The 12,478-nt window shown below is 42.7% G+C and carries 9 protein-coding genes; 8 read left to right on the top strand and 1 reads right to left on the bottom strand.

Features of this window, described 5'->3' with window-relative positions; all coding sequences use genetic code 11:
• Window positions 1-12: 12 nt before the first annotated feature.
• Window positions 13-1,182, bottom strand: a complete 1,170-nt coding sequence (locus BN3282_RS10390; protein ID WP_059070391.1) for a galactokinase — start codon at window positions 1,180-1,182, stop codon at window positions 13-15.
• 183 nt (window positions 1,183-1,365) lie between these two features.
• Here BN3282_RS10390 and BN3282_RS10395 point away from each other — a divergent pair, with 183 nt between their 5' ends.
• From BN3282_RS10395 to uvrB, 8 genes are all read left to right on the top strand, one after another.
• Entirely contained in the window at window positions 1,366-2,430 is a 1,065-nt protein-coding gene (locus BN3282_RS10395) for an aldose epimerase family protein (protein WP_059068955.1), read from the top strand.
• 41 nt (window positions 2,431-2,471) lie between these two features.
• Complete coding sequence (locus tag BN3282_RS10400; RefSeq protein WP_059068958.1) at window positions 2,472-3,311, top strand: AraC family transcriptional regulator; 840 nt, start codon at window positions 2,472-2,474, stop codon at window positions 3,309-3,311.
• Window positions 3,312-3,658: 347 nt separating this feature from the next.
• Entirely contained in the window at window positions 3,659-4,942 is a 1,284-nt protein-coding gene (locus BN3282_RS10405; RefSeq protein ID WP_059070393.1) for a substrate-binding domain-containing protein, read from the top strand.
• 142 nt (window positions 4,943-5,084) lie between these two features.
• Complete coding sequence (locus BN3282_RS10410) at window positions 5,085-6,593, top strand: sugar ABC transporter ATP-binding protein (protein ID WP_059068960.1); 1,509 nt, start codon at window positions 5,085-5,087, stop codon at window positions 6,591-6,593.
• 18 nt (window positions 6,594-6,611) lie between these two features.
• Window positions 6,612-8,267, top strand: a complete 1,656-nt coding sequence (locus BN3282_RS10415; RefSeq protein WP_059068962.1) for a galactose/methyl galactoside ABC transporter permease MglC — start codon at window positions 6,612-6,614, stop codon at window positions 8,265-8,267.
• 342 nt (window positions 8,268-8,609) lie between these two features.
• A complete protein-coding gene (tnpA, locus tag BN3282_RS10420; RefSeq protein ID WP_059068964.1) occupies window positions 8,610-9,014 on the top strand; it encodes an IS200/IS605 family transposase in 405 nt (134 codons plus the stop codon).
• Window positions 9,015-9,032: 18 nt separating this feature from the next.
• Window positions 9,033-10,136 carry an IS200/IS605 family element RNA-guided endonuclease TnpB gene (gene tnpB / locus BN3282_RS10425; protein ID WP_059068965.1) on the top strand — a complete coding sequence of 368 codons (1,104 nt, stop codon included), beginning with the start codon at window positions 9,033-9,035 and terminating at the stop codon, window positions 10,134-10,136.
• A 352-nt stretch (window positions 10,137-10,488) separates the two neighbouring features.
• Window positions 10,489-12,477, top strand: a complete 1,989-nt coding sequence (uvrB, locus tag BN3282_RS10430; RefSeq protein WP_059068967.1) for an excinuclease ABC subunit UvrB — start codon at window positions 10,489-10,491, stop codon at window positions 12,475-12,477.
• Window position 12,478: the final 1 nt, after the last annotated feature.

Below are 12,478 nucleotides of genomic sequence, written 5' to 3' on the forward strand. Positions count from 1 at the left end.
GTTCCTCCCCTCTTAATCGAGACGGCCGGCTCCGGCGCCGATATCTACAGTGTAGAATTCTGCCTCATGCCCGAATGTTTCTTTATATGTATTTCCGATAGTTTCAATGAAGGTTTCAACAGCGTCATTTTTCACAATGCTGACTGTGCATCCTCCGAAACCACCGCCTGTGATGCGGGAACCGATGACGCCGGGGATATCCCATGCGAGAGAAACGAGCAGATCAATTTCTTTACAGGACACTTCATAGTCATCCCGGAGAGAGATATGAGACTGGTTCATCAGTTTTCCGAACTTTTCAATATTTCCATTTTGAAGCGCAGCGACAGCCTCTATAGTTCGCTGATTCTCACTGACTGCGTGCTGGGCGCGCCGTGTGCGGACATCGTCCCGGATCAGATCCGCGTGCTCTTCGAATTCTTCCACGGTAAGGTCTCCGAGAGACGCAATGGAAAGTTCTTTCTGTAAATCCTCCAGGGCATCTGTAGACTCCTGCCGGCGGTCATTGTACGCAGAGGAAACGAGGCTGTGTTTTACTTTACTGTTGGTAATGATGATTTTGGCATCGTCAAGGAGAACGGGGGCATACTCATAGTTTAATGTGCTTGTGTCAAGGAAAATGGCATTGTCCTTTTTCCCCATCGCCACCGTAAACTGATCCATGATACCACAGTTGCAGCCGTTGAAATTATTTTCAGAATACTGGCCGAATAAAGCGAGATCCGTAAGGCTTAACTTTGTGAAGCCGAATAAATCTGTGAGCATAATTCCGGTAAGGACTTCTAAGGAAGCAGAAGAGGAAAGTCCGGCGCCGCCCGGAATGTCCCCCCAGATCACCATATCGAATCCGGTATCTAAGGAGTACCCTTTTTCGGCAAATGTCCATACAACTCCTAGAGGGTAATTTGCCCAGTCATATACGGCTTTGTTTGTCAGATCGTCCAGAGATGCTTCCACCACTCCGATTTGATCCAGGTTAAGGGAATAAAAGTGCATCAGACGGTCTGCCCTTTTCCTTGCCACACCATATGTGCCGAGCGTCAGCGCACAGGGAAACACATGTCCTCCGTTGTAGTCCGTGTGTTCGCCGATGAGATTGACACGTCCGGGAGAAAAATAAAAATGCGCGCCATCGGCATCCCCGAAAAGCTCTTTGAATTTGTCATACAGTTTTTCTTTCATCATCTGTTTTCCTCCTGAAAATTTTATACGGTTAAAAAAATATTACAATTTAATTATACTATATAATTTTTTCCGGACATATGATAAATTCGTGCAATATGATGTAAAAATGTTGCCTGATATAGGGGCTAAGGATATAATAGACAAAACAAAAGTAAAAAAGCGTGATTGAGGAGGAAAAACATGGAAAGGAAGAACGTAGGAACAAAAAGAGAATTCGGGTGGACGAAAGAAGGGCGTACAGTTTCTTTGTATGTTCTGCAAAATAAGAACGGGACAGCGGCGGAGATTACAGACTTGGGCGCGTCGCTGGTTCGCTTATGGGTAAGAGATAAAGAGGGAAAACGAACAGATGTGGTGCTCGGCTATGACACTCCCGAAGGGTATAAAAAGGGTACCTGTTTTTTCGGCGCGATCGTAGGAAGGAACGCGAACCGTATCGCCGGAGCGCAGTTCGAACTGAATAAAATGGCATACACACTCGCGGATAATGATAACGGGAATAATCTGCATAGCGGAACGGATTTTTATAATACAAGAATATGGGAAACGGAAGAATATACCGACAGTTATGTTCGTTTTAAGCTGCACAGCCCGGATGGGGATCAAGGGTTCCCGGGGAATGCGGACATATATGTGACCTACCGTCTGGATGAAAGGGATACGCTGGACATCCGGTACGAGGCTTCTGCTGACAAGGACAGCCTGTTCAATCTGACGAATCACAGCTATTTCAATTTAGACGGACATGACAGCGGGAGTGTGCTGGGGCATACGCTGCAATTAGAAGCGGACTGTTTTACTCCCGGAAACGCCTATGCGATTCCAACGGGAGAGATTCTGTCGGCAGAAGGGACGCCAATGGATTTTAGAAATGGAGCAAAAATCGGAGCAAGAATAGAAGAAGAGTATGAACCCCTGCATTTTGGAAACGGGTATGACCATAACTGGGTTTTGAAAAATCAGGGGAAATTTGAAAAAGCAGCAGAACTGCGTGGGGAAAAAAGCGGGATCGTGATGGAAACCTATACGGATCGTCCCGGCATACAGATTTATACGGCAAATTACGTGGAGAATGAAAAAGGGAAGAACGGAGCCGTCTACGGAAAGAGAAGCGCAGTCTGCTTGGAGACGCAGTGCTGGCCGGACGCGGTACACCACGAAAATTTTCCGAGCCCTGTATGCAGGGCGGGAGAAAAATATGATACTCATACGGCGTTTCGTTTTTCGACAGATAAAGATTCTTAAAGTGAGAACTAATATAACAGGAAGCAAAAGAGGCGGTAGAAATGACGGGTACGTATAAACATTCATATAAGATTGGGGAACCCCGGCTGAATGCACTGTCGGTTTATAATGTCGGATACCAGAAATGCGAACCGGAATATCAGTGGGGACCTGGAATAAGGGATCATTATTGTATCCATCATATTTTGTCAGGGAGCGGTTATTATTCCGCGAGGGGAACAGTTTGGCATCTGCATAAAGGAGATACATTTATTCTGTATCCGGGAGAAGAAGTGCGTTATTATGCGGATAAAATAGAACCGTGGGAATATGCATGGGTCGGATTTATGGGAACAGAGGCAGGGGAGCTCATCCGAAATACGGAATTTTCTAGAGAAAAACCGTATATCTTGAACGGACAAATGCCAAATGAGGAGCTTCGGGAACATCTTGAAAAAATTTATACCGTAAAAGGAAATACATATGAAGCGTCTGCGGCGATGACGGGAGTGCTCTACAGCCTGTTATCTGTATTTATGAGATATTATGATGAAAAAAGCGGGACAGAGGATGTACAAATGTTGTATGTAGAACAAGCCCGAAAGTATATTGAAAAGAACTATTCTTACCCTGTGACAGTAGAGGATGTGGCAGTATATGTAGGGATAAGCCGGAGCCATCTGTTCCGTTCGTTTAAGCTATATATGGGAAAGGCGCCGAAAGAGTATTTGTCTGAATACAGAATAGAGAAGGCGTGCAGTCTTTTGAAAGAAACAAGTCTTTCTATTTCTGCGGTGGCTTATTCGGTAGGTTTTGACAACAATCTATATTTTTCAAAGGTTTTTAAAAAATATAGAAAGGTAAGTCCGTCTGTTTACAGAGAACTTGGGAAAAGAAAATGAAAAGATAGAACGCGGCTTGTAATTTATTGCCTATTTGCAAAGGTATATTACGTGCAGGAAAAAAATAGACGAATAAGAACGATTAGAGAAGTAAAAAAGACCAAAAGGTCAGACTCTCTAATCGTTTTTTTAATAAAAGAAATTTTACTTATACAAATGACAATAACCATATTGTAATTAATAAAAATTGAGAACAGAACAACAATAAAGAGCTTGCGATAAAAAATATGTAAAAAACGTTTAAAAATCTAAAATCAGATAGACTTTTCATAACTACATAGATAAAGTATAAGCTGAAATATTTATGAAAAGGGATAAGGAAGGAAAGTATTATGAAAATCAAAAGTATGAAGAAAAAATTAGCTTTGATAACCATGGCGGCCGTAGTGGCACTTTCTGTTACAGCCTGCGGCGGAGGCGGCTCTGACAAGGGCGCGGATAAAGGCGGAGACGCTAAATCAGAATCCACAGCAACAAACAAGGACAAACCGTTGATTTGGTACAACCGTCAGCCGTCCAATAGCTCTACAGGAGAGTTGGATAAAGCCGCACTGACTTACAACGATAATACATATTATGTGGGATTTGATGCTGCACAGGGCGGAGAAGCACAAGGACAAATGGTTGTTGACTATATCAAGGAACATGCGGCTAAGATTGACAGAAACGGCGATGGCACAATCGGATATGTTCTAGCAATTGGCGATATTGGACATAACGATTCTATCGCACGTACAAGAGGAACTCGTGAGGCGCTTGGTACAGGTGTTGATAAAGACGGGAATATCAACAGCGATCCAATAGGAACAAATACAGACGGGAAACAAACGGGAGTAAAAGACGGTTCTATTGAAGTTGATGGAAAGACATATGTAGTACGTGAACTTGCTTCCCAAGAAATGAAGAATAACTCAGGAGCAACATGGGATGCGGCTACGGCAGGAAATGCCATCGGAACATGGTCAAGTTCTTTCGGAGATCAGATTGACATTATCGTTTCCAACAATGACGGTATGGGAATGTCTATGTTCAATGCATGGTCTAAGGATAACAAAGTACCTACATTCGGATACGATGCCAACAGTGATGCTGTTGCAGCTATCGCAGAGGGATACGGCGGAACAATCAGTCAGCACGCGGACGTACAGGCATATCTGACACTTCGCCTGATCCGCAATGCGCTGGACGGCGTTGACATCAATACAGGTATCAGCACAGAGGATGAAGAAGGAAACGTATTGAGCGAAGATTTGTATATATACAATGAAGAACAGCGTTCTTACTACGCGATGAATGTACCTGTTACTTCTGAAAACTACAAAGACTTTACAGACTCAACGAAAATTCTTGACGCGGTATCTAATCAGTTGGATGACAAAACATCTCCGAAGAAATCAGTATGGCTGGATATCTACAATGCCTCAGATAACTTCTTGAGTTCTACATACCAGCCGCTTCTTCAGAGTTATGACGATCTACTTAACCTTGAAGTTGAATATATCGGCGGCGATGGACAGACAGAGTCTAACATCACAAATCGTCTTGGAAATCCAAGCCAGTATGATGCATTCGCGATTAACATGGTTAAGACTGATAATGCAGCTTCCTACACATCAATACTTGATCAATAATATCTGTTGAAATAAGGATGGGCATTTTATTAGGGGGAAGAAATTCCCCCTAATTGTTTTCATGGGGCAAGGATACTGCAGAGGTTTTCCATGATCTGAGAATGTTGAAAATATGACTACATGTGAACAGGAGTAAGAAATAATGGCAGACAGAAGAGAGGATATTATCTTATCGATACGTGGCCTGAGCAAGTCCTTTGGACGCAACAGAGTTCTCGATCACATTAACCTGGATGTGAAACGAGGGACAGTTATGGGACTGATGGGTGAAAATGGCGCCGGAAAATCAACAATGATGAAGTGTCTGTTCGGTACGTATCAGAAAGACGAAGGAAAGATCTTCCTTGACAGGAAGGAAGTAAACTTTACAGGACCCAAAAACGCACTTGAAAACGGCGTTGCAATGGTTCACCAGGAACTAAACCAGTGTCTGGAAAGAAATGTGGCAGATAACTTGTTTCTCGGACGTTATCCGACTAATTCCATAGGCGTGGTTGATGAAGGAAGGATGAAAAAAGAGGCATCCGAGCTTTTCAGAAAGCTCGGGATAACTGTCAGCCTTTCAGGACCAATGAGAAATATGTCTGTATCACAGAGACAGATGTGTGAGATCGCCAAAGCAATTTCTTATAATTCAAAAATTATTGTTCTTGACGAACCGACTTCATCATTGACCGTACAGGAAGTAGAGAAACTGTTTGAGATGATGCGGATGCTCAGGGAACAGGGCGTGGCGCTTATTTATATTTCACATAAAATGGATGAGATATTCGAGATATGCGATGAGATTTCTGTACTTAGGGATGGTAATCTTGTTATGACAAAGAAAACAAAGGACACAGATATGAACGAGCTGATTGCGGCGATGGTCGGACGTTCACTGGACAACCGTTTCCCACTGGTGGACAATACACCGGGAGAATCGGTGCTTTCCGTCCAGCACCTTTCAACAAAGTTTGCACCTTATCTCCAGGATATTTCTTTTAAGGTGAGGGAAGGAGAGATATTTGGGTTGTACGGACTTGTCGGGGCGGGGCGGACAGAGCTTCTGGAAACGATTTTCGGAATCCGTACAAGGGCTGCGGGAAGAGTGTACTTTAACAATAAACTGATGAATTTCAACAGTGCAAAAGAGGCAATGGATCATGGTTTTGCTTTGATTACGGAGGAACGGAAGGCAAACGGGATTTTTTTGAAAGGCGACCTCGTTTTCAATACTACAATAGCAAATCTGGATCATTATAAATCGGGAGTGGCGCTTTCCGATTCAAAGATGACGAAAGCAACCTCCGATGAGATTAAAATAATGCGCACAAAATGTATGGGGCCGGAGGATATGATTTCCAGCTTGTCGGGCGGAAACCAGCAGAAGGTCATCTTCGGGAAATGGTTGGAGAGACAGCCCCAGGTGTTCATGATGGATGAACCTACGCGCGGAATTGACGTAGGGGCGAAATATGAGATATATGAACTGATTATCCAGATGGCGAAAATGGGAAAGACGATTATCGTTGTTTCCTCTGAAATGCCGGAGATCCTGGGTATTACGAACCGGATCGGCGTTATGTCGAATGGGCGGCTCTCTGGCATAGTCAACACAAAAGAAACAGATCAGGAAGAATTGTTAAGGCTCAGTGCAAAACACCTATAAAAAGGGAGATTTAAAGATATGGCAAATGGAAATAGAAAAATTCTTACGGCTGGACAGGAAGCACAGCTTCTTAAGCCTATAGAAGATTATGTAGGAGGAATTCAGGCAAAGATCGACAGCTTACGGAAAGACGGTACAGATAAAGTGGTTTCGCTCCAGAGCAGTATGGACGTACTTAAAAGAGACAAAACTATGACAAAAGGCGAACAGGCGAATCGGTTCGCAGATCTGAAAAAAGAATTGAAAAAAGCAAAGGCTGTGGAAAACAGCCATAAGGCGGAGGTCTCAAAATTAATCGCCAAGGCGGAAGAACACTTGAAAGAACATTTTGACAAGGATTACTATCAGGCTGTCAAGGCAAGCTGCAAGGAGGAAAAGAAAGCGGCAAAGGCAAAATACCGGAGTGCGGTCGCGGCGCTAGGGAAAGAACATGCCCAGCTTCTTTCCAAGACGACAGATCACCAGGAAATCAAGGATGAGAAGTATGTATACAAAAACAGGCTGTTTGATGCGAAGATGGAACTCCAGAAAGATTATCAGGCGGTAAAAGACAGAAGACATGCGGCATATACATATAAATACCACCTGATCGATCTGCTGCGCATGTCAAAATTTACATTTGCAGAAGCAAAAGCACAGAAATGGGAAAACTATAAGTATACCTTCAACCGCAGGGATTTTCTTCTGCGTAATGGACTGTATTTCGCAATAATTATCGTATTTATCGCATTATGTATCATCACCCCGCTTGTGAAAGGGGCTCCGCTGTTGACATATAACAATGTACTGAATATACTCCAGCAGGCGTCACCGCAGATGTTTCTTGCACTGGGAGTTGCGGGACTGATTATGCTGGCAGGAACCGATCTTTCTATCGGACGTATGGTAGGTATGGGTATGACTGCCGCCACGATCATCATGCATCAAGGTATAAATACAGGCGCTGTGTTTGGGCACGTGTTCGACTTTACGAGGATCCCGGTCATCGCACAGCTTATCCTGGCGCTTATCGTGTGTATTGTGCTCTGCACGATATTTACAATCATTGCAGGTTTTTTTACAGCGAAGTTTAAAATGCATCCGTTTATTTCAACAATGGCAAATACACTGATTATCTTTGGTATTGTAACCTACGCTACAAAGGGTGTGTCCTTCGGAGCGATCAATCCGATGATCCCGACTATGATTATCCCGAAATTCAACGCCTTCCCAACGATTATCATCTGGGCGGTTGCAGCGATTGCTATTGTATGGTTTATCTGGAACAAAACCATATTCGGAAAGAATCTGTATGCGGTCGGCGGAAATCCGGAAGCGGCTTCTGTGTCTGGTATATCCGTATTTAAGGTGACAATGGGAGCGTTCATCCTGGCAGGTATTCTCTATGGTTTCGGCTCCTGGCTGGAATGTGCGAGAATGGTCGGATCCGGTTCCGCGGCATACGGACAGGGCTGGGAAATGAACGCAATCGCTGCCTGCGTTGTTGGCGGCGTATCCTTTACAGGAGGTATCGGCAAGATTTCCGGCGTTGTAGTCGGTGTTATCATTTTCACGGCGCTGACCTATGCACTGACAATACTTGGAATTGATACAAACCTTCAGTTTGTATTTTCTGGTATCATCATTCTTATCGCGGTAACACTCGATTGTCTGAAATATGTACAGAAAAAGTAGTAGACAGTATAGAGAAAATAAGACATTACGGACAGAACGAAAGTTGACGTTAGATAACGATACTTCTAAAACGCAAGGAAAATCAAGACTTGCATGACGTAAATTTGGGGATACAAAAAACACAATGACTGGGACAGTTCAAAGAAATTAGTACAGCAGATGTGTATGGGGCATAGAGTTTGTGGCTTCGTGACGAATCCTGTTACGAATATATTTGAAAATGTGGCTGATAGTAAACGTACGAAAAGTCATATCTTATTGAAATAAGGCTACCGCAATCCCACTGGCTTTAGACGGTGGGTTAAGATAGCCAAAAGTAGTGGCTTGTGTTATACTTACGCCATGGGAACATGGAAATCAAAAAGCAGACACAAATATTTACTCCAATATCATAATATTTTTGTGTGCAAGTATAGAAAGAAATTACTGACATCAAAGCAAATATCAGATGATATAAAACAGTTTTCTTATGAGATATGTCAAAGACATAATGTAATTATTAGGTATATGGAAACTGACAAAGATCACATTCATTACATGATAGAGACAGAACCAATAATGTCTGTCAGTAAAATCGTAAATCTGATGAAAGGTTATACAACATATCACATTTGGGAGAGATATTCCACTTATTTACGAAAACATTTTTGGAAAGAACATACCTTTTGGACAGATGGATGCTTTGCCTGTAGTGTAGGAAATGTTTCCGAAGAAATGTTAAAGAAGTATATAGAAAATCAAGGATAGAAGGGCAGGCGTCAGCAAATGTTAAAAGCATATAAATACAGGGTATATCCAAACAATGAGCAGAAAATGCAGATAGCTAAAACATTTGGCTGTTGCCGTTTTGTATATAACCAGACGCTTGCATATCGAAAAGAAGCTTACGAGAAAGAGAAAAAAACCATCAGTAAAACAGGCTGCAACAATTACTGTAACAGAGAATTAAAGAAGACATATGAATGGTTAAAAGAAGTGGATAAGTTTGCCCTGACGAATGCAATCTATAATATGGATTCAGCTTATCAGAAGTTTTTCAAAGAACATACGGGCTATCCAAAGTTTAAGAGTAAACACGATACCCATAAATCCTATACAACGAATTTTACGAATGGAAATATAGCTGTAGATTTAGAGAATGGAAAAATAAAGCTGCCAAAGTTAAAAGAAGTAAAAGCAAAACTGCACAGAGAATTCCATGGCAAAATAAAATCAGCCACGGTCAGTCAGGTTCCAAGTGGGAAATACTATGTGTCAATACTGGTAGAAACAGAGCATGAAAAATTGCCACACAGAAACCAAAATATAGGATTGGATTTAGGGATTAAGGATTTATGTATCACATCGGATGGGATAAGGTACGAAAATCCAAAGATAATAAAAAAGAATGAGAGGAAGCTGTCGAGACTGCAAAGGCAACTGGAATATAAGGAAAAAGGCAGCAGAAATTACGAGAAGAAGAAAAAAGAAATCGCAATATGCCATGAGAAGATAACAAATAGCAGAAAAGATTATCTACATAAGATTTCACACGAAATTGTCAGCGAAAACCAAGTAATAGTTTCGGAAAATCTGCAGATAAAAAACATGGTAAAAAATCATCATTTAGCAAAATCAATCAGTGATGTGTCATGGTATGAGCTTACAAGGCAACTGGAATATAAGTCAAAATGGAATGGCAGGGAATATGTCAAAATAGACACATTTTATGCCAGTAGCCAGTTGTGTTTTGCCTGTGGATATCAAAATACAGATACAAAAGATTTATCGGTAAGGGAATGGATATGTCCGAATTGTGGAACAAAACAAGATAGAGATATCAATGCCGCAAAAAATATACTGGCAGAAGGATTAAGGCAAATAGCATAAAAGAAGCATATATAGGGCAGGAACTGCCCGAATTAACGCCTGTGGAGATAGTAGGGCGAACGACGTTCAGTGAACGTCGGCTTTGAGCCGACCGAAGCGGAGCGGAGACACGAGGTCGATGAAGCAGGAAGCCCATTGGCTTTAGACAATGGGTAGTTCACGAAATAAGAAAAGATTCTGGAGAATAATAATTCCTTGCAAGGCGTGGCTGTTTCGGCTATGCAGAAGATATAATAAGGAAAATGGTAATGAGAAGTACAGAACAAACATTCGATTTATTCTGTACTTTTATTTTATATTCTGATATAATAGCCAGAGAGAATGAAGATAATAGATTCATAGGAGGAATTTCATGGATCATTTTGAATTAGTATCAGAATATGCCCCTACCGGCGACCAGCCCCAAGCCATTGAGCAGCTTGTAAAAGGCTTCAAGGAAGGCAACCAATGCCAGACTTTACTAGGGGTCACCGGTTCCGGCAAGACTTTCACGATGGCGAACGTCATCGCACAATTAAATAAACCGACGCTGATTATCGCCCACAACAAAACGCTGGCGGCGCAGCTCTATGGGGAATTCAAAGAATTCTTCCCCAATAATGCAGTAGAATATTTTGTATCCTACTACGACTACTATCAACCGGAGGCCTATGTTCCTTCCTCAGACACCTACATTGCCAAGGATTCCTCTATCAATGATGAGATAGACAAGCTGCGCCTTTCAGCGACCATGGCTCTGATGGAGCGCAGGGACGTGGTGATCGTGGCAAGTGTTTCTTGTATATACGGACTGGGCAGTCCGGTAGATTATCAGAATATGGTAATCTCTCTGCGACCGGGCATGATACGGGACAGAGATGAAGTGATGGCAAAGCTGGTAGAGATCCAATACGACCGCAATGAAATGGATTTTCATCGAGGGACTTTCCGGGTAAGAGGGGATGTACTGGAAGTTATCCCAGCGAACTCTATGGATACAGCCATCCGTATTGAATGGTTTGGAGATGAGATCGACAGAATCACAGAAATAGATATTTTGACCGGAGAGATCAAAGATGAATTAAAGCATGCAGCGATCTTTCCAGCTTCTCACTATGTAGTCGACAGAGAAAATATTAATCGCGCAGTGAAAGACATAGAAGCAGAACTGAAAGAACGAGTAAAAGAGTTTAAACGCCAGGATAAGCTTTTGGAGGCACAGAGAATTGCGGAACGTACGAATTTTGATATAGAAATGCTCAAAGAGACAGGGTTTTGTTCGGGAATTGAGAATTATTCCCGTCATCTTGCAGGCCTAAAGCCGGGACAGGCTCCGTATACACTGATCGACTATTTTCCGGATGATTTTATCATAATGATCGACGAGTCTCATAAGACTGTTCCACAGATCGGCGGTATGTATGCCGGCGATCAATCTAGGAAATCGACATTGGTAGAGTATGGTTTTCGCCTGCCATCGGCAAAGGACAATCGTCCGCTGAATTTTGGAGAATTTGAATCTAAGATCAACCAAGTATTGTTTGTTTCCGCGACTCCGGGACCTTATGAAGAAGAGCATGAGCTTCTGCGGGCAGAGCAGGTGATCCGCCCTACGGGGCTTTTGGATCCGGAGGTCGTAGTCCGTCCGGTGGAAGGACAGATAGATGATCTGATCGGGGAGATCAACAAGGAGGTCTCCAAGAAGAATAAAGTGCTTGTAACGACGCTGACAAAGCGGATGGCAGAAGACCTGACAGAGTATATGCGTGAGGTGGGGATACGGGTAAAGTATCTTCATTCGGATATAGACACACTAGAGAGGACAGAAATCATACGAGATATGCGGCTGGATGTATTTGATGTGCTTGTAGGGATCAATCTGCTGCGAGAGGGACTGGACATTCCAGAGATCACATTGGTCGCAATTTTAGATGCGGACAAGGAAGGATTCCTCCGTTCTGAGACGTCGCTGATCCAGACCATCGGACGCGCGGCGCGGAACGCAGAAGGACATGTGATCATGTATGCAGACATGATCACAGACTCTATGCAACTGGCAATGGAGGAAACGAAGCGTCGCCGTGAGATCCAGATAAAATATAACGAGGAGCATGGGATCACGCCTAAGACTATACAGAAATCGGTACGGGATCTGATCAGTATCTCAAAGAAAGTGGCAGCAGAAGAGATGCGTATGGAAAAAGACCCAGAATCTATGAGCCGGAAAGAATTGGAAAAATTAGTGGCAGATATCACAAAACAAATGAAGAAGGCGGCGGCAGAATTAAATTTTGAGACGGCGGCAGAATTACGTGATAAATTGTTACAGTTAAAAAAATCTTTGCATGAAATGGATGAATAGA

Origin of the sequence: Mediterraneibacter massiliensis, assembly GCF_001487105.1 — a bacterium.
Taxonomy (GTDB): domain Bacteria; phylum Bacillota; class Clostridia; order Lachnospirales; family Lachnospiraceae; genus Mediterraneibacter; species Mediterraneibacter massiliensis.

Excerpts from the sequence above, each read along its gene's own strand:
- BN3282_RS10395 (WP_059068955.1), top strand. The coding sequence starts at position 1,366 with ATGGAAAGGAAGAACGTAGGAACAAAAAGAGAATTCGGGTGGACGAAA.
- BN3282_RS10400 (WP_059068958.1), top strand. The coding sequence starts at position 2,472 with ATGACGGGTACGTATAAACATTCATATAAGATTGGGGAACCCCGGCTG.
- uvrB (WP_059068967.1), top strand. The coding sequence starts at position 10,489 with ATGGATCATTTTGAATTAGTATCAGAATATGCCCCTACCGGCGACCAG.
- BN3282_RS10415 (WP_059068962.1), top strand. The coding sequence starts at position 6,612 with ATGGCAAATGGAAATAGAAAAATTCTTACGGCTGGACAGGAAGCACAG.
- tnpB (WP_059068965.1), top strand. The coding sequence starts at position 9,033 with ATGTTAAAAGCATATAAATACAGGGTATATCCAAACAATGAGCAGAAA.
- BN3282_RS10410 (WP_059068960.1), top strand. The coding sequence starts at position 5,085 with ATGGCAGACAGAAGAGAGGATATTATCTTATCGATACGTGGCCTGAGC.
- BN3282_RS10390 (WP_059070391.1), bottom strand. The coding sequence starts at position 1,182 with ATGAAAGAAAAACTGTATGACAAATTCAAAGAGCTTTTCGGGGATGCC.
- tnpA (WP_059068964.1), top strand. The coding sequence starts at position 8,610 with ATGGGAACATGGAAATCAAAAAGCAGACACAAATATTTACTCCAATAT.
- BN3282_RS10405 (WP_059070393.1), top strand. The coding sequence starts at position 3,659 with ATGAAGAAAAAATTAGCTTTGATAACCATGGCGGCCGTAGTGGCACTT.